This window comes from Amycolatopsis bullii (assembly GCF_014654205.1).
Classification (GTDB): domain Bacteria; phylum Actinomycetota; class Actinomycetes; order Mycobacteriales; family Pseudonocardiaceae; genus Amycolatopsis; species Amycolatopsis plumensis.
This window is the reverse complement of the sequence record NZ_BNAW01000047.1, coordinates 40,176-65,638: the sequence shown is the minus strand read 5'-3', so window position 1 is coordinate 65,638 and position 25,463 is coordinate 40,176. Positions and strand designations below refer to the sequence as shown.

The window sequence follows — 25,463 nt, the reverse complement described above, 5'->3', positions numbered from 1 at the left end:
GAGGACGACCATGAGCACCACCGCGACGACCTACGGAGCGCGCGACCACGCCCGCGCCCAGGCCGGCACCGTGGTCGACACGATGCCGTCGATCCCGGCGAGCACCTGGCCCTCCCCACCGGCCGAGGTCGCCCCCGAGGCGCTGACCTGGGCCGAAACCGTGGCCGGCGGCGGGTACACGCACAAGGTGCTGGCCCGGGGAACGCGGCTGCGGCTGACCGACGTCGACGGCGACGCCTGCGCGCACGTGCTGCTGTACAACGTCGACCAGCCGTGGGAGCGGCTGAACGTCGCCGACACGGTCAAGGTGCAGTGGAACGCCTATCTGGGTGAATCCGTGGCCCTGCTTTCGGACCAGGGGCGGGTGCTGGCCACGATCGTCGCGGACTCCAGCGGCCGCCATGACGCGCTGTGCGGGACGTCCACTGTGGACGGAAACACCGAGCGGTACGGCGACGGCTCCCCGCAGGGCCCCTCCCCCGCCGGGTTGGGCCTGTTCACCCTCGCCGCGGCGAAGAACGGCCTCGGCCCGCGGGACCTGCCGCCCAGCCTGTCCTTCTTCCAGGGCGTACGGGTCCAGCCGGAGGGCGGGCTCGAGTTCACCGGCTCCGCGGGCGCGGGCAAGACCGTCGACCTGCGGATCGAAATCCCGTCGACCGTGCTGATCGCCAACGTCGCCCACCCGGTCGACCCGCGCCCGGAGTACACGGTGAGCAAGCTCGAAGTCCTCGCCTGGCGGGACCGGCCGACCACCCCGGACAGTCCGGAGTGGACACACACGCCGGAAGCGCAGCGCGCGTTCGAGAACACCGCCGACTACCTCACCGCCCGGGGGATCGCATGAGCACGGCCTACGAATCCCAGCTGGAAGTCAGCGTCGACGTTCCCGCGCGGGCGCCGTATTCGACGGTGCTGCAGCAGGGCCAGGAGCTGGCGATCATCGACCTCGGCGGCAACCAGGCCGTCGACTTCCTCTGCTACGACGCGAACGACACGTCGAAGCGCTACAGCGCGGCCGCGACCATCGCCGCGCAGGGCAACATCTTCCTCACCACCGGCAGCGTCCTGCGCACCCAGGAAGGCGCGCCGCTGCTGACCGTCGTCGCCGACACCTGCGGCCGCCACGACACGCTCGGCGGCGCGTGCAGCAAGGAGTCGAACAGCCTCCGCTACGGCCAGCACACCCGGTACCAGCACGCGTGCGTGGAGAACTTCCTCGCCGAGGGCGCCAAGTGGGGCCTGGGCAAGCGCGACCTGGTCAGCAACGTCAACTGGTACATGAACGTGCCGGTCGAGGCGGACGGCACGCTCGGCATCGTCGACGGCATCTCCGCGCCCGGCCTGGAAGTCCGGCTGCGCGCGGAGACCGACGTGCTGGTGCTCGTCTCGAACTGCCCGCAGATCAACAACCCCTGCAACGGCTTCGACCCGACGCCGGTGCGGATGGTCGTCATCTCCCCGGGAGTCGCCGCGTGAGGCTGCTCGTCGCCAACCGCGGCGAGATCGCCGTCCGGATCCTGCGCAGCGCGAAGGAACTGGGCCTCGAGACCGTCGCGGTGCACTCCGACGCCGACCGCCTCGCCCCGCACGTCCGGCTCGCCGACCGGGCCGTCCGGCTCGGCCCGGCGCCCGCGGCGGAAAGCTACCTGCGGGCCGGCGCGATCATCCAGGCCGCGCTCGACACCAGCTGCGACGCGATCCACCCCGGCTACGGCTTCCTCTCCGAGGACGCGGCGTTCGCGCGCGCCTGCGAGGAAGCCGGGATCGCGTTCGCCGGGCCGTCCCCGGAACACCTGGAGGTGTTCGGCAGCAAGCACACCGCGCGCGAGGCGGCGATCGCGGCGGGCGTCCCCCTGCTCGCCGGCACCGGCCTTCTGCCCGATGTGGACGAAGCGCTGGCGTGCGCGGAGGACATCGGCTACCCGGTGATGCTCAAGGCGACCGGCGGCGGAGGCGGGATCGGGATGCGCGCGTGCGCGTCGCCGGACGAGCTGCGCGCCGCCTGGGACACCGTGCGCAGTGTCGCGGCCAAGAGCTTCGCCAGTTCCGGCGTCTTCCTCGAACGCCTGGTGACCCGCGCCCGGCACGTCGAGGTCCAGGTGTTCGGTGACGGCTTCGGCGAGGTCCTGGCTCTGGGCACGCGCGACTGCTCGCTGCAGCGCCGCAACCAGAAGGTCGTCGAGGAGTGCCCGGCGCCGGATCTGCCCGAGGCCGTCCGCAAGCACCTGGTCGAGTCGGCCGTCGCACTGTGCTCATCCGTGCGGTACCGGTCCGCCGGTACGGTCGAATACGTCTACGACGCTGAGCGCGGCGAAGCGGCGTTCCTCGAGGTCAACACGCGGCTGCAGGTCGAGCACCCGGTCACCGAGGCGGTCTACGGCGTCGACCTGGTCGCCTGGATGCTGCGGCTCGCCCAAGGCGACCGCGCGATGTTCCGCGCGACGCCGGTCCCGCGCGGGCACGCCGTCGAAGCCCGGGTGTACGCCGAGGACCCGGCCGCCGGCCACCGGCCGAGCGCGGGCCTCGTCACCCGCGTCACGCTGCCCGAGGGCACCCGCGTGGACACGTGGGTCGAGCCGGGCACGGCGGTCACCACGCACTACGACCCGTTGCTGGCCAAGGTCGTCTGCACCGGCGCCGACCGCGCCGAGGCGCTGGCGCACCTCCGGGAGTCGCTCGCCGCGACCCGCTTCGACGGCGTCCAGACCAACCTCGGGCAGCTGCGGGCGGCGGCCGCCGACCCGGCCTTCGGCACCGCCGGGCACGACACGTCCACCTTGGACGGGATCGGCGACGCCGAACCGCGGATCGACGTGGTCCGCGGCGGGACCATGACGACCGTGCAGGACTGGCCGGGCCGCACCGGGTACTGGGCCGTCGGGGTGCCGCCGAGCGGGCCGATGGACGACCTCTCGCTGCGCCTGGGCAACCTCGCGCTCGGCAACCCGGAGGGGGCACCCGGCCTGGAGTGCACGGTGGACGGCGTCGCGCTGCGGTTCTCCCACGCCACCGAGGTGTGCGTCACCGGCGCGCCGACGACCGTGCTCGTCGACGGCACCGAGGTTCCCTTGTGGACACCCGTCGAGGTGCCCGCGGGCGCGACGCTGGACGTGCGGGCGTGCACGGCCGGGCTGCGCAGCTACGTCCTGGTGCGCGGCGGCGTCGACGTGCCGGCGTTCCTCGGCAGCGCGGCGACGTTCACGCTGGGCAAGTTCGGCGGGCACGGCGGCCGCGCCCTGGCCGCCGGGGACGTGCTGCGGCCGGGGCCGGCTCCGGCGGACCCGGTTCTCGGGCCGGTCGCCGAACCGGATCGGCCGGCCATCGCCGCGCAGTGGACGATCGGCGCGCTCGAAGGCCCGCACGTGGCCCCGGAGTTCTTCACGCCCGAGGACGTCGACACGTTCTACGCCACGGACTGGCAGGTGCACTTCAACTCGGCGCGCACCGGCGTCCGGCTCGTCGGGCCGCGGCCGGAGTGGGCGCGGCCGGACGGCGGCGAGGCGGGCCTGCACCCGTCGAACATCCACGACACGCCGTACGCGATCGGCGCCGTCGACTACACCGGCGACCTGCCGATCCTGCTCGGGCCGGACGGGCCCAGCCTGGGCGGGTTCGTCTGCCCGGCCACGGTCGCCACCGGCGAGCGCTGGAAGCTCGGGCAGCTGCGGCCCGGTGACACCGTGCGGTTCGTGCCGATCGACGCCGATCACGCGGCGGCGCTGCGGACGCGGCCGGCGTCGGCGGTCGAGCCGAGCCGTCCCGCGCGCGACGACGGCGGTGTCCTCACGCGACTGTCCTCTTCGGACGACGAACCGTCGGTCACCTACCGCCGCAGCGGCGACGACAACCTGCTCGTCGAGTACGGCGAGATGAAGCTCGACCTCGCCCTGCGGATGCGGGTGCACGCCCTCGCCGAGCGCCTGGAAGCCGAAGGCGTTCCGGGGATCGTGGACCTGACGCCGGGCATCCGGTCGCTGCAGGTGCACGTCGACCCGGACGCGCTGCCGGTCGGCAAGGCACTCGGGCTGGTGCGCGAGCTGGAACGGGACCTGCCGCCGACGCACGACCTCGTGGTGCCGAGCCGCAGTGTCCGGCTGCCGCTGTCGTGGGACGACCCGGCCACCCGCGAGGCGATCGAGCGGTACATGACCGGCGTCCGCGACGACGCCCCGTGGTGCCCGTGGAACATCGAGTTCATCCGGCGCGTCAACGGGCTGTCCAGTGTGGACGACGTCTACCGGACGGTGTTCGACGCGGAATACCTCGTGCTCGGCCTCGGCGACGTCTACCTCGGCGCGCCGGTGGCGACGCCGCTGGACCCCCGCCACCGCCTGGTGACGACGAAGTACAACCCGGCGCGGACGTGGACGGCGGAGAACTCCGTCGGCATCGGCGGCGCCTACCTCTGCATCTACGGCATGGAGGGCCCGGGCGGCTACCAGTTCGTCGGGCGCACGGTCCAGGTGTGGAACAGCTGGCGCGGCGGCGAGCAGCCGTGGAACCTGCGGTTCTTCGACCGGATCTCCTGGTACCCGGTGTCCGCCGGGGAGCTCCTCGAACTGCGGGCGCAGAGCGCGTCCGGAACGTTGGAGCTCGACACCACCGAAGGCACCTTCGCCCTCGCGGATTACCAGAAGTTCCTGGCGGACAACGCCGAGAGCATCGCCGGGTTCCGGGCGACGCAGGCGGCGGCGTTCGAGGCGGAGCGCCGGGCGTGGGCCGCGGCGGGCGAGTTCGACCCGAAACCGGAGCCGGTCACCCGGCCGCCCGCGCGGGTCGAGGCCCCGCCGGGCGGGCACGTCGTGGAGGCGCCGTTCGCGGCGACGGTGTGGCGGGTCGACGTCACCGCGGGCGAGCGCGTCGAGAACACGCAGTCGCTGGTGACGCTCGAAGCGATGAAGACCGAGGCGCGGATCCCCGCCCCGGCGAACGGAGAGGTGATCGAGGTGCTCGTGTCCCCCGGCGATCAGGTAGCCCCCGGCACGCCGCTGGTGGTGCTCGGATGAGCCCGGTGGAGCGGGTGCGGGCGGCCTACCGGCGGATCGAGCAGGTCGACCGGCCGGAGATCTGGATCGACCTCCGGCCGGAAGCCGACGTCCTCGCCGAGGCCGCGGCGCTGGCGCGATCCGGCCTTCCGCTGCGCGGCAAGCTCGTCGCGGTCAAGGGCAACATCGACGTCGCCGGGCTGCCGACGACCGCGGGCTGCCCGGACTACGCGTACCAGCCGGAGGCCGACGCCCCGGTCGTCGCGCGGCTGCGGGCGGCCGGGGCGCTGGTGCTCGGCACGACGAACCTGGACCAGTTCGCGACCGGGCTGGTCGGGACGCGCAGCCCGTACGGCGCGGTGCGCAACGCGGTCGACCCGGGGTACGTCTCGGGCGGTTCGAGCTCGGGTTCGGCGGTGGCGGTCGCGCTGGGCATCGCCGACCTGGCCCTGGGCACGGACACGGCCGGGTCCGGCCGGGTGCCCGCGGCCTTCAACGGGATCGTCGGGCTCAAGCCGACCCCGGGCCTGCTGCCCACCGAAGGGGTCGTCCCGGCCTGCGCGAGCATCGACTGCGTGTCGCTGTTCGCGCGGACGGTCGAGGAAGCGTCGTTCGCGCTGACCTGCCTGGCCGAGCCCGCGCAGGTCCACACGGGACGGTTCCGGCTCGGCGTGCCGTCCCCGGACCAGCTGGGCCCGCTGGCGCCCGGCTGGGCCGAGGCCTTCGACGCGGCGGTGGCGGACTACGCCGCGGCGGGGGCCGAAGTGACCACTGTGGACATCTCGGCGTTCCTGGAGGCGGCGCAGCTGCTGTACGGCGGCGCGTTCGTCGCCGAGCGGTACACCGCGGTCGGCGAGTTCATCGACACCCACCCCGGCGCCGTCGACCCGGTCGTGCGGTCGATCATCGGCCCGGCGCGGGACATCCCCGCGCACCGGCTGTTCGCCGACCAGGTGACCCTGGCGGGCCTGCGGGCGGAGGCACTGGCCGCGCTGGCCGGTGTCGACGCGCTGCTGGTCCCGACGACGACCGAGCACCCGACCCTGGCGGAGGTGGCGGCGGACCCGGTGGCGGTCAACGCCCGCCTGGGCCGGTTCACCAACTCCACCAACCTGTTCGGGCTGTCGGCGCTGGCCGTCCCCGCGGGTTCGGTGGCCGGGCGCCCGTTCGGCGTGATGTTCCTCGGCGCCCCGCACGACGACCTGAAGCTGGCGGCACTGGCGGGGTTGCGCCCGTCCGGCATCCCGATCGTGGTGGTCGGCGCGCACCTGCGCGGCCAGCCGCTGAACCACGAGCTGACCTCCCGCGGCGGCCGGTTCGTGTCCGCGGTTTCGACGGCGGCCGCGTACCGGCTGTACGCGTTGGACACGGTGCCGCCGAAACCCGGCCTGGTGCGGGTCGCCTCCGGCGGGGTGCCGGTGGCCGCGGAGGTCTGGGAGCTGCCCCCGAAGGGGTTCGGCGAGTTCGTGGCCGGCATCCCGGCCCCCCTGGCCATCGGCAAGCTCGAACTGGCCGACGGCCGCTCGGTGTCCGGCTTCCTCTGCGAACCGGTGGCCACGGAGGGAGCGGAGGACATCTCGGCGAAGGGCGGCTGGCTGGCGCACCTCGGCGTCCGGTGAACGCCTCGTCACACCACCCGGCCGGGGTCCGCCAAAGCGTGCTCGGCGTTCTCCCGGCGCCGCCAGCGCTCGCGGACGGTCCGGCCCTCGGTGACGGCCAGGCGGATCACGCCGCAGACGCGCCGGATGTCTTCGGCGGTGGTCCTCGTGCCGGTGGGAACGGCCAGCACGCTCCTGGCCAGGTTCTCGGTGTGGGGCAGCTCGACCGGGTTCTCGGTGCCGTAGGGCGCCAGCTCGTGGCACGCGGGCGAGAAGTACCGCTTGGTCACGATCTTCTCGGCCGCGAGCAGCTCCTGCAGGAGATCCCGCCCGATGCCGGTCACGCTCTCGTCGATCTTCACGATGACGTACTGGTAGTTGTTGCGCTCGCGGCGATCGAACTCCACCAGGCTCACCCCGGGCAGCTCGTCCAGCTCCGCGCGGTAGAGGTCGTAGTTCTCCTCGTTCCGCCGCGTGGCCTCGGGAAGGGCGTCCAGGGACGTCAGTCCCATGGCGGCTCCCGCCTCGCTGAGCTTCGCGTTCGTCCCGCCCGCCTCGTGCCCGTACGGCCCGATGCCGAAGTTGTGCAAGGCCCGGATCTGTCCGGCGAGCTCGTCGTCGTCGGTGACGACGGCGCCGCCCTCGAAGGCGCTGACGACCTTCGTGGCGTGGAAGGAGAACACCTCGACGGCGCCGAACCCGCCCACCGGGCGGCCGGACGTGCTGCACCCGATGGCGTGGGCGGCATCGAAGAACAGCGGGATCCCCCGGTCGGCCGCCACCTTTTCCAGCTCGTCGACCGGACACGCGCGCCCCCAGAGGTGGACCCCGAGGATCGCCGCGGTGCGTTCGGTCAGCACCGCTTCGACCTGCGGGACGCCGATGCAGCCGGTGTCCGGGTCGACGTCGCAGAACACCGGTTTCAGGCCGAGCCACCGCATGGCGTGCGCGGTGGCCACGAAGGTCATCGACGGCATGACGATCTCACCGGTGAGCCGCGCCGCGCGCGCGTAGAGCTGCAGGGCGGCGGTGGCGTTGCAGGTCGCCACGCAGTTGCGCACCCCTGCGAGATCGGCGACGCGCTCTTCGAACTCCTGGACGAGCGGACCGCCGTTGGACAGCCATTGGTTGTCCAGCGCCCAGTTCATCCGGTCGAAAAACCGACGGCGATCGATGGTGTTCGGCTGACCGACGAGGATCGGATTCAGGAACTCCGGGCGTCCGCCGAACACGGCGAGATCGCTTACCGAACGTTTCAACTTGTCTCCCGGGAATGCTTCTCATCGCCGGCGGCACGCTGATGCTGTCTCGGCTGAAGGTGTCCCCCAACATAGGGCGGCGCGGCGCCGATCCCGGCCGGATGCCGGGCTTGTGTGGGACTTTCCCCAGTAACGATCAGCCGAGGACTTGGACAACTCCGGGGTAACAAGCCTCATCCCTGGGCACTTGGACGCCGATCCACCTCAGTGAACCCCCGGAGGCGGCCATGACCACGGCGACCACATCCCCGCAGAACACCCTCGTCCACTCGTACCTGTTCCTCCGGCGCGCCATCGGCCTCGTCGGCCTGGCCCTGCCGGTCGTGCTGATCCTCGGCAAGCAGCTCGTCCAGGGCGGTGACCTCCTCGGGTCGCTGAGCGGCTACTACTACACCGACCTGCGCGACGTCCTCGTCGGCGCGATGTGCGCGGTCGGGGTGTTCCTCCTCGCCTACTACGGCCACGACTACGTCGACAACGTCGTGAGCACGGTCGCCGGGCTGGGCGCGATCGGGCTCGCGCTGTTCCCGACCACCCCCGACCACGACGTGACGGGGTGGGATCGGACCGCGGGCGTGCTGCACCTCGTGTTCGCGGCCGTGTTCTTCCTCTCCCTCGCCTACTTCTGCCTCAGGTTGTTCCCCCACGACGGCGAGCAGCCGGAGCGGTTCGGCGCGCTCTACCGGGTCTGCGGGGCCGTGATCCTCGCCTGCCTCGTGCTGATCGCCCTGGCCAAGTACCTCGCCATCGCGCCGTCGCTGCACCCGGCGCTGTGGCTGGAGGCGATCGCCGTCGAGGCGTTCGGCGTCGCGTGGCTCGTGAAAGGACGGACGATGGAGCCCCGGAGTGTGCCGTAGCCCACTCGACCGGGCCACACCACTGGTTACCGGTGGGTAACAAGGGCTATCGTGCGGACAGTGACAACCGGGGCTCCGCCACTCGGACCCCCGCAAGAAGACCTGTCTACTTCATGGAGCATTCGTGGCCGCACCAGCAACGCCGCTCGCGCCGACCGCGCGAGGCGTGCGCACCGTCGCCTTCGTCGAGGGGGTCCGCACCCCCTTCGGCAAGGCCGGCGACAAGGGCATGTACGCCGGGACCCGGGCCGACGACCTGGTCGTCAACGCCATCCGCGAGCTGCTGCGGCGGCACCCCGAGCTGCCGCCCGAGCGCGTCGACGAGGTGGCCATCGCCGCCACCACCCAGACCGGTGACCAGGGCCTGACCATCGGCCGCACCGCCGCGCTGCTGGCCGGGCTGCCCAAGTCCGTCCCCGGCTTCGCCATCGACCGCATGTGCGCCGGCGCCATGACGGCCGTGACGACCGCCGCGTCCGGCATCGGCTTCGGCGCCTACGACATCGCCATCGCCGGCGGCGTCGAGCACATGGGCCGCCACCCGATGGGCGAAGGCGTCGACCCGAACCCGCGGATCATCGCCGACAAGCTCGTCGACCCGACCGCCCTGGTCATGGGCCAGACCGCCGAGAACCTGCACGACCGCTTCCCGGCCATCACCAAGCAGCGCACCGACGCCTACGCCGCGCGCAGCCAGGAGAAGTACGCCGAGGCCGTCAAGACCGGCAAGATCGGCCCCGAGCTGGTCCCCGTCGCCACCCGGTCGAAGGAACTCGGCTGGGGCCTGGCCACCGACGACGAGCCGCCGCGGCCGGGCACCACGGTCGAACAGCTGGCGAACCTCAAGACGCCGTTCCGCCCGTTCGGCCGGGTCACCGCGGGCAACGCGGCCGGCCTCAACGACGGCGCCACCGCCTCGATCCTCGCCGACGAGGAGACCGCCCGCGAGCTGGGCCTGCCGGTCGCCATGCGGCTGGTCGGCTACTCCTTCGCCGGCGTCGAGCCCGAGGTCATGGGCATCGGCCCGGTGCCGGCCACCGAAAAGCTGTTCAAGCGCACCGGCCTGTCCATCGACGACATCGGCCTGTTCGAGATCAACGAGGCCTTCGCCGTCCAGGTGCTGGCCTTCCTCGACCACTTCGGCATCGACGACGAAGACCCGCGCGTCAACCAGTGGGGCGGCGCGATCGCGTGCGGCCACCCGCTGGCCTCGTCCGGCGTCCGGCTCATGACGCAGCTGGCCCGCCAGTTCGCCGAGCGGCCCGACGTCCGGTACGGCATGACCACGATGTGCATCGGCATCGGCATGGGCGGCACCGTGATCTGGGAAAACCCGGCGTTCGAGGGGGCCAAGTAATGACGTTCACCGCTGAAGAAGCGAAGGCCGCCTTCCCGGACGAGGTCGTCACGCACGCCGTGACGCGGCTGGTGAAGGTGCCCGGGCTCGAAAAGCCGGTCGCGCTGATCACGCTCGACAACGGCCACGACCACACCCGGCCGAACACCTTCGGCCCGCAGGGCCTGGTGTCCCTGAACGCGGCCATCGACAAGGCGTTCGAGGCCGAGCCGGCCGCGATCGCCGTCACCGGCAAGCCGTTCATCTTCGCCGTCGGCGCCGACCTCTCCGGGGTCGAGGCCGTGAGCGACCCGAAGCTGGCGCGCGAAATCGCCCAGACCGGGCACGACGTGTTCCGCCGCCTCACCGAGTCGAAGATCCCGACGTTCGGGTTCGTCAACGGCGCGGTCATGGGCGGCGGCCTGGAGCTGGCGCTCTCCTGCCACTACCGGACGCTGTCGGAGAACACCGCCGCGATCGCGTTCCCCGAGGTCTTCCTCGGCCTGTTCCCGGGCTGGGGCGGCACGCAGCTGCTGCCGAACCTCATCGGCGCGGACGCGGCCGTCACGGTGATCATCGAGAACGCCTTGGCGCAGAACAAGATGCTCAGCGTCAAGCAGGCGGCCGAGCTCGGCATCGTCGACGCGGTCTTCGGCTCGGCCGACTACCTCGAGCAGTCGCTGCTGTGGCTGGCCCGGGTGGTCAACGGCGAGATCAAGCCGGAGCGCCGCGAGATCGACCGGGGTTCGGCCTGGGACGCGGCCATCGCGCGGGCCAAGTCCATCGTGGACGGTCGGACGCACGGTGCGTCGCCGGGCGCCACCAAGGCCGTGGAGCTGCTGGAGCTGGCTCGCGAGAACGATCTCGACCGCGGGTACGCAGCCGAGACCGACGGCCTCGCCGAGCTGCTCATGTCCGACGTCCTGCGCGCCGGGCTGTACTCGTTCAACCTGGTCAACAAGCGCGCCAAGCGCCCGGCCGGCGCGCCGGACAAGTCCCTGGCGCGCAAGGTGAACAAGGTCGGCATCGTGGGCGCCGGCCTGATGGCCAGCCAGCTCGCGCTGCTGTTCGTGCGCCGCCTGAAGGTGCCGGTCGTGCTGACCGACGTCGACCAGGAACGCGTCGACAAGGGCGTCGGCTACGTCCACGCCGAGATCGACAAGCTGCTGGGCAAGAAGCGCCTGTCCCCGGACGGCGCGAACCGGCTCAAGGCGCTCGTCACCGGCTCGCTCGACAAGGCCGCGTTCGCCGACGCCGACTTCGTCATCGAAGCGGTCTTCGAGGAGCTCGGCGTCAAGCAGCAGGTGTTCGCCGAGCTGGAGCAGCACGTCAAGCCCGAGGCGATCCTGGCGACGAACACCTCGTCGCTGTCGATCACCGCGATGGCGTCGAAGCTGCAGCACCCCGAGCGGGTCGTCGGCTTCCACTTCTTCAACCCGGTCGCCGTGCTGCCGCTGCTGGAGATCGTCCGCGGCGAGAAGACCGACGACGCCGCGCTGGCGACCGCGTTCTCGGTCGGCAAGCAGCTGAAGAAGTCCAGCGTGCTGGTGAAGGACGCGTCGGCGTTCGTCGTCAACCGGCTCCTGCTGCGCTTCCTCGGCGAGGTGCTGGTCACCGTGGACGAGGGCACGCCGTTCGAGGTCGCCGACAAGGCCCTGGAGCCGCTGGGCCTGCCGATGACGCCGCTGACGCTGATGCAGCTCGTCGGCCCGGCCATTGCCCTGCACGTCGGCGAGACGCTGCACGAGGCCTTCCCGGACCGGTTCACCGTGTCCGAGAATCTCGCGAAGTTCGTCAAGGCGGGCAAGAAGGGCGTCTGGATCTGGGACGCGCAGGGCAACCAGTCGGCCGACCCCGAGGTCGTCGAGCTCTGGACGCAGGGTGACAAGCCGTCCACCTCGGAGCAGGTGCGCGACCGGGCGCTGTCGGCCATCGCCGAGGAGATCCGGATCATGCTCGACGAGGGCGTGGTCGCCGAGGCGCAGGACATCGACCTGTGCCTGATCCTCGGCGCGGGCTGGCCGTTCTGGAACGGCGGCATCACGCCGTACCTGGACCGCTCGGGCGTGTCCGAGCGCGTGAACGGCAAGCCGTTCCTCGCCCCGGGTGTGGCCTCGGTCCCGACGGCCTAGTACTCGCCCTCGCGAGGGCACTTCGGCGGCGGCGCAGTGAGTTTCAGCTGCGCCGCCGTCGCGTCGGAGTCGATCACCGTGACCCGCTCGGCGGTCCGGTAGCGGGCGTGCAGCTGGAGCGCCCACGCCTTGAGGTCGGTGCCCGGGACGGCGAGCAGGTCGACCGAGGGCGGGTCCACGAACACCCGCCGGGCCTTCGGGTCGGCACGGAAGGACGGCACCGCGGCCGTCATGTCGTCTTCGGACGAAAAGGTCACGACGACCGCCGCGCACAGCGTGTGGCCGGCCAGCGGGGCGGGGTTCGTGTCGACCGGCAGCTCGGGCGGCCGGACGAGCGCGGTGACGAAGAACGCGAGCCCGGCGCCTGCGGCCAGGGCCAGCGCGATCACCGGCGGCAGCACCCGGGTCAGGCGGTTCTCCTCCACACCGACGATCACAGCACAGCCGGCCGCCGGAACACCGCCCGTTCACCCCGGCGGCCCAGCGTCCCCCGGTGACCACAGCGCATCGGGCAGGCGAACCCGTTCGAGGACTTGTGGCGGGACGCGAACCGGCCGGCGTCCCGGCACCCGGCCCGGCGATCGTGTACTTCCACGGCGGCGGCTTCGTGCTCGGCAGCATCGACACGCACGAAGGCGCGTGCCGGCCGCTCGCCGAGGAAGCCGGGGTGCGGGTGGTGTCGATCGGCTACCGGCTCGCCCCGGAACACCCGTTCCCGGCGGCGGCTTCGGACGCAGCCGGAGTCCTCCCGCGCCGCCCTCGCCCTGCCCCGTGATTCACGAGGCATCACACGTGATTGAGCAGGCATCACCCGTGATTGGCGGGGCATCGGGCTGATGCCCCGCCAATCACACGTGATGCCCCTCCAATCACGTGAGATGCCCCGGCAATCACGCGAGAGTCCTCTTGGCGCGCGGTCAGTGGACCGGGAGGTGGACCGTCACGCCCAGGCCGCCGCCCACGATGGGTTCCGCCGTGACCGTTCCGCCGTGGGCGGCCACCGCGGCGCGGACGATCGACAACCCCAGGCCCGCGCCCGAGCGGGCCGTGCGGGCCACGCCGGCCCGGCGGAACGGCTCGAACAGCTCCGGCACCGCCGCCGGGTCGACCAGGCCGCCCGAGGACCGGACGCGCAGCATCGACCACCGCGGACCCGGCTGCGTCACCACCTCCAGCCAGCCGCCGTCGACGTTGTGGCGGACCGCGTTCTCCAGCAGGTTCCCCGCGATCCGCTCCAGCAGCGCCGGGTCGCCGAACGCGGACGCCGACACGACGGAGAACGTCGCCCGGATGCCGCGTTGCGAGGCTTCGCGCTGAACCGCGCGCCACGCCCGGTCGACGACCACCGCGAGGTCGACCGGCTCGTGCACGCCGAGCCCGGCGCCGTCGGTGCGGGCCAGCAGCAGCAGCGAGTTGACCAGCTGCCCGGCCCGCTCGGTGGCGTCCCGGACCACTCCGCCCATCCGGCGCAGCTCGGCTTCGTCGGCGTCGTCGTCGGCGAGGGTGACGTCCAGTTCCGTGCGGATCACCGACAACGGCGTCCGCAGCTCGTGGCTCGCGTTGGCGACGAAGTGGCGTTGTGCGTCGAACGCGGCCTGGAGCCGGTCGAGCATGTCGTCGAACGTGCTCGCCAGCTCGGCCAGCTCGTCGCGGGAGCGGATCTCGCCGATCCGCTCCCCCAGCGACTCGACCGACAGCCGCCGCGCGGTGCCGGTGATTTCGCGCAGCGGCAGGAGCACCCGCGAGGTGAACGTCCAGGCGAGGATCGCCGCGGCCGCCACCACCAGCAGGAACGCGATCGAGCCGAACAGCAGCATCCGGTCGCGGGCGTGCACCCGCAGGTGCTCCGCCAGCGCCGACGCGTCGACCTGCACGCCGTCGACGACCACCACGCTGCCCGGCGGCATCTGCGGGACGGTGTCGAGCGAGTCCCGCACCAGCGTCCAGGCCAGCCAGAGCAGCAGCAGGCTGACGGCGGCGACCAGCACGGTCGCCAGCAGGGTGATCCGGGCGCGGAGGGTGCGGGTGCCCGGCAGGTTCACGCGCGCTGCGGTGTGCCGGGCTCCGGCACCCGGTACCCGGAACCGACGACGGTCTCGATGATCCCCGGCTCGCCGAGCTTCTTGCGCAGCGTCATCACGGTGACCCGGACGGTCGTGGTGAACGGGTCGGCGTTCTCGTCCCAGACGCGCTCCAGCAGCTCCTCGCTGCTGACCACGGAACCGGCGGCCTGCAGCAGGACCTCGAGGACGCCGAACTCCTTGCGCGTCAGCTCGACCGGCCCGCTCGAGCGCCGGACCGTCCGCTTGGCCGGGTCCAGCTCGACGTCCCCGGCGGTGAGCAGCGGCGGCGCGGCCGGTGTGGCCCGGCGGCCCAGCGCCCGCACCCGCGCGACCAGCTCGGGGAAGGCGAACGGCTTGGCGAGGTAGTCGTCGGCGCCCAGCGACAGCCCGTCCACGCGGTCGGACACCGAGCTGCTCGCGGTGAGCATCAGCACCCGGGTCAGCTCACCGGACGCGACGATCTCCCGGCACAGCTCGTCGCCGGACATCCCGGGCAGGTCCCGGTCTAGCAGCACGACGTCGTACCGCGTGACGGCGGCCTTCTCGTGCCCGTCGTCCCCGGTGAGCGCGACGTCCACCGCCATGCCCTCCCGGCGCAGCCCGCGGGCGATCGCGTCGGCCAGGGGTTCTTCGTCCTCGACTACCAAAACTCGCACGAACCTACAATCCCATATTTTCCTGAGAGTGCCCTTTAAGGATCAGGGGCGATCCAGCGGAGCGCGAACCACAGCCGCATCCGGGTCTCCGGGTCCGCCAGATCCACTCCCAGCGCCTTCTCCACCTGCGCGATCCGGTGCCGGACGCTGTTGCGGTGCACGCCCAGTTCCGCGGCCGTCGGCTCCCAGCCGCCGTGGTGGGCCAGCCACGTCCGCAGCGTCGGCACCAGCGCCCGGTCGCCCGCGCGGTCCAGCACCACCAGCGGCTCCAACGCCTTCGACGCGAATCCGCGGGACGCGCCCGGGTCCAGCAGCGCGTCGAAGTCCAGCGGCGCATCTCCCGCCACGACCGGACGGCCGAGCGCGGAAGCCCGCGAAAGCAGCACCTCCAGCTCCGCCCCGGCCGAAGCCGCCCGGGAAGCGGGCGACGGCGTGCCCACGGCCGCCAGCCAGCCGTGCGCACGCAGGTCCTCCAGCACGGGGACGGGCGGCGCGGACCCGGCGATCGCGACGAACCGCCCGGGCGACACCGAAACCAGGGGCGTGTCCAGCCGGGCCCGCAGCCAGTCCGGGCGCTGGGCCACCTCGTCCGGGCCGCGCCGGTACGCCGTCCCGGCGACCAGCCGGACGACCTCCGAGCCCAGCAGCGCCCGGGCGACCTCCCCGGGCGACGTCCGGCCGAGCAGCAGGCCGGTGGCCGCCGCACCCAGCTCGGCCGCGTCCGAGCCCGCGCGGCCGACCAGGCCGAGCAGGGCCGCGCCGACGGCGAGGATCGCCCGCTCGGCGCCGTCGAGCCGCCGGGACCGGCCGACCACCACCAGGTGCGACGCCGTGGCCTGCGGGTACACCGGCTGGACGACGACGAAGCCGCCGCCGGTCTCGGTCGTCGCGCTCCGGATCCCGCTGCCCGCGCGCACGGTCGCCATCAGCTCCCGCACCGACGGCGGCAGCGGCACGGGCGCGTCGTGCGCCGCGGCCAGCACGTCCCCGGCGCCGACCAGGGCGACCCAGCACCGCAGCACCGCCGCGAGCGCCGACGTCAGCTCGCCGAGCCCGCCGCCCGCGGCGCGGGTCAGCGCCTCGCGCGCCGCCGTGATCCGCCGCTGCTCCCGCTGTCCGGCCTCGGTCAGTGCGACCGAAACGGCCCGGTTGATCGCCAGGAACGGCGTCCGCGGCGGCACCACCAGCAGCGGCAGCCCGCAGCGCGCGCAGGCCCGGCGCAAGGACTCCGGCAGGGTTTCGTGCACGTTCGGGGTGAGCCCGAAGCCCAGCGCCGTCACGCCGGCGTCCCGCAGCCCGCGCACGTACCGGTCGATCCGCTCGGGCAGGTCGACCCCGGCGGTGAGGATCAGCTCGCCGCCCAACAGGTAGGGCGCGGGATCCTGCAGCTCGCTCACGTGCGCCCAGCGCACCGGGGTGTCCAGCGCACCCGGCCGCAGGGTTTCCGGGACGACCTCGAGCGCGAGCTCCCGGTTGCCGACCACGTCCCGTAACGGGACATTCACCTCCGTGGACAGCGGATCCGTGTTCGGGGTCATTTCATCCCTACCGAGGTCGAGTGGGGACGAATCATCCCATGCCGGGGAGGTGGCGGGCGAACCTACGGTGACCCGAAACGACGTGAGGAGGACACCGTGACCGGCGACTACGCGGTGATCGCGCTGTACATCGCGGGCATGCTCGGGGTCGGCTGGTACGGCCTGAAGCTCGCGAAGACGAAGTCCGACTACCTGGTGGCCGGACGGCGGCTGGGCTGGTTCATGTACTCCGGCACGATGTCGGCCGTCGTCCTCGGCGGCGCGTCGACCGTCGGCGGCGTGAAGCTCGGCTACACCTACGGCATCTCCGGCATGTGGCTGGTGGTGAGCATCGGCGTCGGCATCCTGGTGCTGCACGCCCTGTTCGCGCGGCGGCTGGTGCGGCTGAAGGTCTACACCGTCGGCGAGATGCTCGACCTGCGCTACGGCGGCCGCACCAGCGCGGTGTCCGGCGTCGTCATGTGGGGCTACACCCTGATGCTCACGGTGACCTCGACGCTGGCCTTCGCGACCATCTTCAAGGTGCTGTTCGACCTGCCGAACTGGGCCGGGATCGCGATCGGCGGCTCGATCGTCGTCCTCTACTCGGTGCTCGGCGGCATGTGGTCGATCACGCTCACCGACATCGCCCAGTTCGTCATCAAGACCATCGGCATCCTGGCCATCCTGCTGCCGGTGGCGATCAGCTCGGCCGGCGGCTTCGACGGCATGAGCGCCAAACTCGACGCGAGCTTCTTCAGCTTCACCTCGATCGGCACCGACACGATCATCACCTACTTCGTGATCTACACCTTCGGCCTGCTGATCGGCCAGGACATCTGGCAGCGCGTGTTCACCGCCCGCACGCCGGCGATCGCGACGTCCGGGGGCATCACGTCCGGCGTCTACTGCCTGGTCTACGGCCTGGCCGGCGCCCTGATCGGCACCGCGGCCCACGCGCTGTACCCGGACATCGCCAGCGCGCAGGACGCCTTCGCGACCATCGTCGAGCGGCTGCTGCCGACCGGCGTCCGCGGCCTGGTCCTGGCCGCCGCGCTGTCGGCGATGATGTCGACGGCCAGCGGCGCGCTGATCGCCTGCTCCACCACGACGACGTCCGACCTGCTCACCAAGCTGGGCCTGAAGAAGGGCGGCGAGGTCAGCCGCAACCGGCTCGCCACGCTGCTGCTCGGCCTGCTGGCGATCGGCATCGCGATGGTCGTCGACGACGTCGTCAACGCGCTCACCATCGCCTACGACCTCCTGGTCGGCGGCCTGCTGGTCGCGATCGTCGGCGCGCTGTTCTGGAAGCGCGGCACCCGGCAGGGCGCGTACGCGTCGATGGTGGCCGGCACGATCTCGGTGATCGCCTTCATGATCATCGACGGCGTCGACGCCAACACGCCGATCTACTGGGGCCTCGGCGTGAGCCTGGTGGTCTACCTGGCCGTCAGCCTCGCCACACCCCGCACTTCCGACACCATCCTCTCCGTCTGGACCCGCCGCCTGAGCGGCGCCGAAGAAACACCGATCGAAAACCGGGAACAGGAGCCCACCAGTGCCTAACATCGGACCCCTCGACTCGTCGCGCGTCCCCCGGTTCGCCGGCTTCGCGACCTTCGCGCGGCTGCCGCGGATCGACCAGGTCGAGCGCGCCGACGTCGCCGTCGTCGGGGTGCCCTTCGACTCCGGGGTGTCCTACCGGCCCGGCGCGCGGTTCGGCCCGGCGGCCGTCCGCGAGGCGAGCCGGCTGCTGCGGCCGTACCACCCGGAGCTGGACGTCTCGCCGTTCGAGGAGAAGCAGGTCGTCGACGCCGGGGACATCGCGGTCAACCCGTTCAACATCGGCGAGGCGATCGAGACGCTGCAGCAGGAAGCCGAAGCACTGCAGGCGGACGGAACGCGGCTGGTGACCGTCGGCGGCGACCACACGATCGCGCTGCCGCTGCTGCGCGCCGCGGCGAAGAAGCACGGACCCGTTGCGCTGCTGCACTTCGACGCGCACCTCGACACGTGGGACACCTACTTCGGCGAGCCGTACACCCACGGCACCCCGTTCCGGCGGGCGTCGGAGGAAGGGATCCTCGACACGAGCGCGCTGTCGCACGTCGGCACGCGCGGGCCCCTGTACGGCAAGCGGGACCTCGAAGAGGACCGGCGGCTCGGCTTCGGCATCGTCACCTCCGGCGACGTCCTGCGCCGCGGCGTCGCCGAAACCGTGGACGCGCTGCGACAGCGCATCGGCGACCGGCCGCTGTACGTCTCGGTCGACATCGACGTCCTCGACCCGGCCCACGCGCCCGGCACCGGCACGCCGGAAGCGGGCGGCATGACCAGCCGCGAGCTCCTGGAGATCCTGCGCGGGCTGCGCGACCTCAACCTCGTCGGCGCGGACGTCGTCGAGCTGGCCCCGGCCTACGACCACGCCGAGATCACCGCCATCGCGGCCTCCCACGTCGCCTACGACCTGGTGAGCCTGCTGGCCCTGGGGAAGGGCGCATGACCCGCATCGGCGGCGACGTCGTCGTCGAAACCCTGCGGGCGCTGGGTGCCGACACGGTGTTCGGCCTGCCGGGCCAGCACGCGCTCGGCCTGTTCGAGGCGCTGCGGCGCGCCGGCGACGTGCGCGTGATCAGCGGGCGCGTCGAGAACAACCTCGCCTTCGCCGCCGACGGGTTCGCCCGCGCGCGGCTCGCGGCGGCCCCGGACGGGCCGGTGCCGGTGACGCCGCTGGTCGTGTCGACGGGCCCGGGTGCGTTGCTGACGCTGGCTTCGCTGCAGGAATCCCGCGCGGCCTCGGTGCCGGTGCTCGGGATCTCCAGCCAGGTCCCGGTCGCCGGGCTCGGCGGCGGGCGGCACGGCTACCTGCACGAACTGCCCGACCAGCAGGCGAGCTTCCGGGACGTCGTCAAGTCGGTGCACGTCGTGCGCCGGGCGAGCCAGCTCCCGACGGCGTTGCGCGAGGCGTGGACGTCGGCGGCGACCGCGCCCTACGGCCCGGTGTGGGTCGAGATCCCCCAGGACGTGCTGCTCGGCCCGGCCGGGCTCCCGCCGATCACGTCGGTGTCGGCCGCCCCCGCGGCCCTGGAACCCTTGCCGGAGCTGGTCACCGCGGCGGCGGAGCTGCTGGGCGCGGCGGCCAACCCGGTGATCCTCGCCGGCGGCGGCGCGCTGCGGTCGGGTGCTTTCGCCGAGCTGACGGCGCTGGCCGAGGCGTTGCGCGCGCCGGTGATCTCGACGTTCGGCGGCAAGGGCATCTTCGGCTGGGACCACGAGCTGTCCGGGCGGTCGTGGCTGGAGGACTGGCACACCACGGAGTTCCTCGCCGACGCCGACGTGCTGCTCGTGCTCGGCTCCGGCCTCGGCGAGCTGTCCAGCAACTACCGCGAGTTCGCGCCGCGCGGCCGGGTGATCCAGGTCGAGGCCGACCTCGGGAAGCTGGAGTCGAACTACCCGGGCCTGGGCATCCACGCCGACGTGCGGCCGACGCTGCAGGCCCTGCTGGAGTGGGTGCCGATGCGGGCGTCCGACGGTCGGGCCGAGAAGGCGGTGTCGGGGCTGCTCGCGCGGGTCGAATCGCGGTTGGACGCTCAAGACCTCGCCGTCGAGCGCAAGCTGATCGACGACATCCGCGCGGCGCTGCCCGCCGGCACCCAGACGTTCTGGGACATGACGATCGCGGCGTACTGGGCCTGGTCGGCGTGGAACCCCGAGGGCGCGCCGATCCACACGGCACAGGGTGCGGGCGGGCTGGGCTACGGCCTGCCGGGCGCGCTCGGCGGCGCCGCGGCCGGTGGTGGTCCCACGCTCGCGGTCTCCGGGGACGGCGGCGCGATGTACGGCGTCGCCGAGCTGGCCACGGCGGTGCAGCACGGCCTCGACGTCACGTGGCTGATCGTCGACGACGGCGGCTACGGCGTCCTGCGCGAATACCTCATCGGCGCCTTCGGCCGGACGACGGCCACCGAGCTGGCCCGGCCCGACTTCGCCGCACTGGCGTCTTCGTTCGGCGTGCCCGCCCGGATGTCCTCTTTGGACGCGGTGGGCGCGGACCTCGCCGAAGCGCTGCGCACGCCCGGGCCGTCCGTCGTCGTCCTCCCCGCCCTGCTGAAGCTGTTCGCGCCGACCCACCTGGAGAAGGCATGACCCGCACCCTCGACCTGACCGACCCGGCGACCGGCGAGGTCTTCGGCACCAGCCCCGTCTCCTCCGAGTCCGAGGTGGACGCGGCGCTCGAATCGGCCGCGCGAGCGTTTGCGACCTGGCGCCGCAGTACCCCGGCGCAGCGGCAGCTGGCCCTGCTGAAGATCGCCGACGCCCTCGAGGCGCGGGCGGCCGAGTTCGCCGACCTCGAGGTGCGTGAAACCGGCAAGATCCGGTCGGTGGTGCTCGAAGAGGAGATCCCGGAGTGCGTGAGCGCGCTGCGGTTCTTCGCCGGCGCCGCGCGGCACCTGGAGGGCACCGCGGCCGGGGAGTACGCCCCGGGTCACACGTCGGTGATCCGCCGCGAGCCGGTCGGCGTCTGCGCGCAGATCGCGCCGTGGAACTACCCGTTGATGATGGCGGTCTGGAAGATCGCCCCGGCGCTGGCGGCGGGCAACACGGTGGTCCTCAAGCCGGCGGAGACGACCCCGTCGACGGCGGTGCTGCTGGCCCGCGTCGCGGCGGAGTACCTGCCGGCGGGGGCGTTCACGGTCCTGACCGGCGACCGCGACACCGGCCGCGCCCTGGTCAGGCACCCGATCACCGCACTCGTCTCGATCACCGGCTCGACGCGCGCGGGCATCGACGTCGCCACCGTGGCGGCCGCGGACCTCAAGCGCACCCACCTGGAACTGGGCGGCAACGCACCGCTGCTGGTCTTCCCGGACGCGGACCTCGCGTCGACGGCCGAGGGCATCGTGGGCGCGGCGTGCTACAACGCGGGCCAGGACTGCACGGCGGGCAGCCGGGTCCTGGTCCACGAGTCGATCCACGACGACTTCGTCGCTTCGCTGGCGAAGGCCGCTGCGGAGCAGACCCCGGGCGTCGACTACGGGCCGTTGAACAGCGCAGCGCAGTTCTCGCGCGTCGAGGGCCTCATCGCGCGGCTGCCCGCGCACGCCCACCTCGAAACCGGCGGGACACGGTTCGGAACGCGCGGGTTCTACTTCTCCCCCACGGTGATCTCGGGAGTGCGCCAGGACGACGAGATCGTCCAGGAGGAGATCTTCGGCCCGGTGCTCACCGTCCAGTCCTTTTCGGACGAAGCTACGGCGGTGTCCCTGGCCAACGGTGTCCCGTACGGGCTGGCCTCCTCGGTCTGGACCCGCGACCTCGCCGTCGCCGCCCGGGTGTCGGCCGAGCTGGACTTCGGCTGCGTGTGGGTGAACACGCACGGCCCCTTGGTGGCCGAGATGCCCCACGGCGGCTTCGGCCACTCCGGCCACGGCAAGGACCTCTCGGCGTACGCCTTCGCCGAGTACACCCGCGTCAAGCACGTGATGACGAGGTTCGCATGAGCGAGAAGATCACCGAGGTCGAGCAGCACGGCATCGCCCCGATCCCGCCGGAGGAGCAGACCTCGCGCCCGCGCGACCTGTTCCGCATGGCGTTCGGCGGCGCGAACACCTTTGCCACGATCATCCTGGGCACGTTGCCGATCGCGTACGGCCTGAGCTTCCGCGACGCGGTCCTGGCCACGGCCCTCGGCGTCGTGGTGGGCGGCTCGGTGCTGGCCCCGATGGCGTTGTTCGGCCCGCGCACGCGCACCAACAACGCGGTGTCGTCGGGCGCGCACTTCGGCGTGGTCGGCCGCTGCGTGGGCTCGTTCCTGTCGCTGCTGACGGCGATCACGTTCTTCGCGATCTCGGTGTGGGTGAGCGGCGACGCGGTGGCCGGGGCGGCTCAACGGCTGTTCGGCTTCGACGGCGGCCCCGTGCTGCGCGGTTTCGCGTACGGTGTGATCGCGATCGCCACGCTGGTGGTGTGCATCTACGGCTACCGGTTCATGCTGCTGGTCAACCGGATCGCGGTGGTCCTCGGCACGGCGATCATGCTGCTGGGCGTGTTCGCCTACGGCGGAACGTTCGACCCGGGCTACGCGGGCACGGGAACGTACGCGCTGGGCACGTTCTGGCCGACGTTCACGCTGGCGGCACTGACGGCCCTGGCCAACCCGATCTCCTTCGGCGCCTTTCTCGGCGACTGGGCTCGTTACATTCCCGCGTCGCACCGCAAACGTTCCCTGCTGGCCGCGCCGTTCCTGGCCCAGGTGGCGACGCTGCTGCCGTTCGGCTTCGGCATCGCGACGGCGACGCTGGTGGCGAACCCGGCCGACTACATCACCGGCCTGACGGCGATTTCCCCGCTGTGGTACGCCATCCCGCTGATCGTGGTGGCGTTGATCGGCGGCCTGTCGACCGGAACGACGTCGCTGTACGGAACGGGCCTGGACTTCAGTTCGATCTTCCCGAAGCTGTCCCGGGTCCAGGCGACGCTGCTGATCGGGACGTTGAGCGTGGCGTTCATCTTCATCGGCAATTTCGTGCTCGACATGGTGTCGAGCATCAACGCCTTCGCCACGCTGATCGTCCTGTGCACCTCACCCTGGATGGTGATCATGATGATCGGCTTCGTCCAGCGGCGGGGATACTACGACGTGGCGGACCTGCAGGTGTTCAACGAGGGCCGCCAGGGCGGGCGCTACTGGTTCGCCCGGGGCGTGAACTGGCGAGCCATGGCGGCCTGGATCCCGGCGACGACGTTGGGGCTGCTGTGCGCGAACACCCCGATGATCGCGGGGCCGTGGCGGGACGTGGCCGGCGGCGTGGACGTGAGCCTGCTGGTGACGTTGGCGACCGCTGCGGTGGCGTACCCGGTGCTGGTGAAGCTGTTCCCGGAACCGCCGGAGGTCTTCGCTTCGGCGCCCCTGCCGGTGGCGGACGCCCTCCCCGCCGAAGCCTGACCCGACCCCCCGCGCGGGGGCGCCCCCCGTTTTCCACTCTACCGGCGACCACCGACAGTTTCGGCCGCGAACGCCCCCCGAGCGGGGGCGTTCGCTCAGCTGCGGTCGGCGTTCTTCTTAGCCGGTTCCTCTTCCGAAGTGCCGAGCCGTCCCGAGGCCCACTCCGTCACCCGCCGGGCCACGTCCTGGGCCGTCAGGCCGATCCGCCCCAGCACCTCGTCGCGGCTGCCGTGGTCGTGGAACGACTGCGGGACCGCCAGGTCACGCAGCGGGACGTCGCACTCCGCGTCGCGGAACAGGGCCGCCAGCGCCGAGCCGAAGCCACCGTGGCGGCCGCTGTCCTCCACCGTCACCACCAGCTTGTGCTGCGAAGCCAGCGCAACCAGCTCGGCAGGAACCGGCAGCACCCACCGAGGATCCACGACGGTCACGCCGATCCCCTGGTCAGCCAGGCGATCCGCCGCCGCCAGCCCCAGCGTGGCAAACGAGCCGACCGTCACCAGCAGCACGTCGGCGCCCTCGGCCGGGCGCCGCAGCACGTCGACCGTGCCGATCCGCTCGACGGCGGCCACATCGGTCCCGACCTTGCCCTTCGAGAACCGCAGCGCCGTCGGCCCGTCGGACACCGCGACGGCTTCCCGCAGCTCTTCACGCAGGGTCCCCGGGTCACGCGGAGCGGCCACCCGCATCCCCGGCACCATCCCGAGCAGCGACAAGTCCCACATACCGTGGTGCGACGGCCCGTCCGGCCCGGTGATCCCGGCCCGGTCGAGCACCAGCGTCACCGGCAGGCGGTGCAGCGCGACGTCCATCAGCACCTGGTCGAACGCCCGGTTCAGGAACGTCGAGTAGATCGCCACCACCGGGTGCAGTCCGCCCATGGCCAGCCCCGCGGCCGAGGTGACCGCGTGCTGCTCGGCGATCCCGACGTCGTACCAGCGGTCCGGGAACGCCTCGGCGAACTTGTCCAGCCCGGTGGAGCGCAGCATCGCCGCCGTGATCGCGACGACGTCTTCACGCTCGGCGCCGATCGCCGCCAGCTCGTCGCCGAACACGCCGGTCCAGCTCGGGCCCTTCACCGGCGGCAGGCCGGTCTCCGGGTCGATCGGGTCGGTCTGGTGCATCTGGTCGTGCTGGTTGTTGACCGCCGGCGCGTAGCCGTGGCCCTTCTCGGTGACCACGTGCACGATGACGGCGCCGCCGAAGGAGCGCGCGCTGTGCAGGGCCTTCTCCAGCGCCACCTGGTCGTGGCCGTCGACCGGGCCGAGGTACTTCAGGCCGAGGTCGGAGAACATCGCCTGCGGGCTCAGCGCGTCCTTCAGGCCGGCTTTGGCGGCGTGCAGCGCGGCGTAGATGGGCTTGCCGACGACCGGGGTGTGCTTGAGGATCTCGCGGCCGCCGTCGAGGAGCCGCTCGTAACCCGGCTGCAGGCGCAGCGCCGCGAGGTGGTCGGCCAGGCCGCCGATGGTCGGCGAGTACGACCGGCCGTTGTCGTTGATCACGATGACGACCGGACGGTCCTTGTGCGCGGCGATGTTGTTGAGCGCCTCCCAGCACATGCCGCCGGTGAGCGCGCCGTCGCCGACGACGGCGATCGCGTGGCGGCCGCCGCCGGCCAGCTCGAACGCCTTCGCCAGGCCGTCCACATAGGACAGTCCGGACGACGCGTGGCTGCTCTCCACCCAGTCGTGCTCACTCTCCGCGCGCGACGGGTACCCGGTGACCCCGCCGGTCTGGCGCAGCAGGTCGAACCCGGCCGCGCGGCCGGTGACGAGCTTGTGGACGTACGCCTGGTGACCGACGTCCCACACGATCGCGTCGCGCGGCGAGTCGAACACGCGGTGCAGCGCCAGGGTCAGCTCGACGACGCCGAGGTTCGGCCCCAGGTGACCGCCCGCCCGCCGGACCTTGTCGACGAGGAAGTCCCGGATCTCGGCGGCCAGTTCGCCGAGGTCCTCGACACTCATGCGCTTCAGGTCCGCCGGTCCGCTCACGGACTCCAGCATCGTCACTCGTCTCCACCTCACTCGCTCGGTTCCGGCCAGTCTACGGAGACCCGCCAGAGCGGCACCGCAGGCCGCGTCCGGCATCACAACCGGAGCGCGACCGCGGGT

General features: G+C 72.3%; 19 protein-coding genes. 13 read left to right on the top strand and 6 right to left on the bottom strand.

Going from position 1 to position 25,463, the window contains the following annotated elements; all coding sequences use genetic code 11:
- Nucleotides 1–10: 10 nt before the first annotated feature.
- From IE317_RS35460 to IE317_RS35445, 4 genes are read left to right on the top strand one after another with little or no spacing between them, the layout of a single operon-like run.
- Complete coding sequence (locus IE317_RS35460) at nt 11–844, top strand: urea amidolyase associated protein UAAP1 (RefSeq protein ID WP_191315737.1); 834 nt, start codon at nt 11–13, stop codon at nt 842–844.
- The gene (locus IE317_RS35455; protein WP_191315736.1) at nt 841–1,476 is read left to right on the top strand and encodes an urea amidolyase associated protein UAAP2; all 636 of its coding nucleotides are present in this window, start codon (nt 841–843) and stop codon (nt 1,474–1,476) included. The genes IE317_RS35460 and IE317_RS35455 overlap by 4 nt, the downstream gene beginning before the upstream one ends.
- A complete protein-coding gene (uca, locus tag IE317_RS35450) occupies nt 1,473–5,006 on the top strand; it encodes an urea carboxylase (RefSeq protein WP_191315735.1) in 3,534 nt (1,177 codons plus the stop codon). Before IE317_RS35455 ends, uca begins: the two co-directional genes overlap by 4 nt.
- Nucleotides 5,003–6,604 carry an allophanate hydrolase gene (locus IE317_RS35445; protein WP_191315734.1) on the top strand — a complete coding sequence of 534 codons (1,602 nt, stop codon included), beginning with the start codon at nt 5,003–5,005 and terminating at the stop codon, nt 6,602–6,604. Before uca ends, IE317_RS35445 begins: the two co-directional genes overlap by 4 nt.
- 8 nt (nt 6,605–6,612) lie before the next feature.
- On the opposite strand, the gene IE317_RS35440 is transcribed toward IE317_RS35445, so the two are convergent.
- Nucleotides 6,613–7,842: a dTDP-4-dehydro-6-deoxyglucose aminotransferase gene (locus IE317_RS35440; RefSeq protein ID WP_191315733.1), complete on the bottom strand. Its 1,230-nt coding sequence runs from the start codon at nt 7,840–7,842 to the stop codon at nt 6,613–6,615.
- A gap of 227 nt (nt 7,843–8,069) precedes the next feature.
- Between IE317_RS35440 and IE317_RS35435 the strand changes: the two genes are divergently transcribed.
- The 3 genes from IE317_RS35435 (at nt 8,070) to IE317_RS35425 (ending at nt 12,167) form a co-directional block, all read left to right on the top strand.
- A complete protein-coding gene (locus IE317_RS35435) occupies nt 8,070–8,699 on the top strand; it encodes a DUF998 domain-containing protein (protein ID WP_191315732.1) in 630 nt (209 codons plus the stop codon).
- Between the two features lie 166 nt (nt 8,700–8,865).
- Nucleotides 8,866–10,056 carry a thiolase family protein gene (locus IE317_RS35430; protein ID WP_191315749.1) on the top strand — a complete coding sequence of 397 codons (1,191 nt, stop codon included), beginning with the start codon at nt 8,866–8,868 and terminating at the stop codon, nt 10,054–10,056.
- Complete coding sequence (locus IE317_RS35425) at nt 10,056–12,167, top strand: 3-hydroxyacyl-CoA dehydrogenase NAD-binding domain-containing protein (protein WP_191315731.1); 2,112 nt, start codon at nt 10,056–10,058, stop codon at nt 12,165–12,167. The genes IE317_RS35430 and IE317_RS35425 overlap by 1 nt, the downstream gene beginning before the upstream one ends.
- Here the strand turns inward: IE317_RS35425 and IE317_RS35420 are convergent.
- On the bottom strand, nt 12,164–12,592 hold the full coding sequence (locus IE317_RS35420; protein WP_229903069.1) for a hypothetical protein: 429 nt from the start codon (nt 12,590–12,592) through the stop codon (nt 12,164–12,166). The genes IE317_RS35425 and IE317_RS35420 overlap by 4 nt on opposite strands.
- A 110-nt stretch (nt 12,593–12,702) precedes the next feature.
- On the opposite strand from IE317_RS35420, the gene IE317_RS35415 reads away from it, so the two are divergent.
- A complete protein-coding gene (locus IE317_RS35415) occupies nt 12,703–12,942 on the top strand; it encodes an alpha/beta hydrolase (RefSeq protein ID WP_373309195.1) in 240 nt (79 codons plus the stop codon).
- Nucleotides 12,943–13,084: 142 nt separating this feature from the next.
- On the opposite strand, the gene IE317_RS35410 is transcribed toward IE317_RS35415, so the two are convergent.
- Genes IE317_RS35410 through IE317_RS35400 form a run of 3 tightly spaced genes read right to left on the bottom strand, consistent with a single transcriptional unit; the run spans nt 13,085 to nt 16,424 of the window.
- Nucleotides 13,085–14,209 (bottom strand): sensor histidine kinase, encoded by a 1,125-nt coding sequence (locus IE317_RS35410; RefSeq protein WP_191315729.1) that lies wholly within the window; start codon nt 14,207–14,209, stop codon nt 13,085–13,087.
- Nucleotides 14,206–14,886 carry a response regulator transcription factor gene (locus tag IE317_RS35405; protein WP_191315728.1) on the bottom strand — a complete coding sequence of 227 codons (681 nt, stop codon included), beginning with the start codon at nt 14,884–14,886 and terminating at the stop codon, nt 14,206–14,208. Before IE317_RS35405 ends, IE317_RS35410 begins: the two co-directional genes overlap by 4 nt.
- A gap of 35 nt (nt 14,887–14,921) precedes the next feature.
- On the bottom strand, nt 14,922–16,424 hold the full coding sequence (locus IE317_RS35400) for a PucR family transcriptional regulator (RefSeq protein WP_191315727.1): 1,503 nt from the start codon (nt 16,422–16,424) through the stop codon (nt 14,922–14,924).
- Nucleotides 16,425–16,520: 96 nt separating this feature from the next.
- Here IE317_RS35400 and IE317_RS35395 point away from each other — a divergent pair, with 96 nt between their 5' ends.
- From IE317_RS35395 to IE317_RS35375, 5 genes are read left to right on the top strand one after another with little or no spacing between them, the layout of a single operon-like run.
- Nucleotides 16,521–17,969, top strand: coding sequence for a sodium:solute symporter (locus IE317_RS35395; RefSeq protein ID WP_191315726.1), 1,449 nt, complete (start codon nt 16,521–16,523; stop codon nt 17,967–17,969).
- Nucleotides 17,962–18,906 (top strand): agmatinase, encoded by a 945-nt coding sequence (gene speB / locus IE317_RS35390; protein ID WP_191315725.1) that lies wholly within the window; start codon nt 17,962–17,964, stop codon nt 18,904–18,906. The genes IE317_RS35395 and speB overlap by 8 nt, the downstream gene beginning before the upstream one ends.
- On the top strand, nt 18,903–20,549 hold the full coding sequence (locus IE317_RS35385) for a thiamine pyrophosphate-binding protein (RefSeq protein WP_191315724.1): 1,647 nt from the start codon (nt 18,903–18,905) through the stop codon (nt 20,547–20,549). Before speB ends, IE317_RS35385 begins: the two co-directional genes overlap by 4 nt.
- Nucleotides 20,546–21,904 carry an aminobutyraldehyde dehydrogenase gene (locus tag IE317_RS35380; RefSeq protein WP_191315723.1) on the top strand — a complete coding sequence of 453 codons (1,359 nt, stop codon included), beginning with the start codon at nt 20,546–20,548 and terminating at the stop codon, nt 21,902–21,904. The genes IE317_RS35385 and IE317_RS35380 overlap by 4 nt, the downstream gene beginning before the upstream one ends.
- On the top strand, nt 21,901–23,349 hold the full coding sequence (locus IE317_RS35375) for a purine-cytosine permease family protein (RefSeq protein WP_191315722.1): 1,449 nt from the start codon (nt 21,901–21,903) through the stop codon (nt 23,347–23,349). The genes IE317_RS35380 and IE317_RS35375 overlap by 4 nt, the downstream gene beginning before the upstream one ends.
- A 95-nt stretch (nt 23,350–23,444) precedes the next feature.
- On the opposite strand, the gene dxs is transcribed toward IE317_RS35375, so the two are convergent.
- On the bottom strand, nt 23,445–25,361 hold the full coding sequence (gene dxs / locus IE317_RS35370; protein ID WP_191315721.1) for a 1-deoxy-D-xylulose-5-phosphate synthase: 1,917 nt from the start codon (nt 25,359–25,361) through the stop codon (nt 23,445–23,447).
- Nucleotides 25,362–25,463 lie beyond the last annotated feature (102 nt).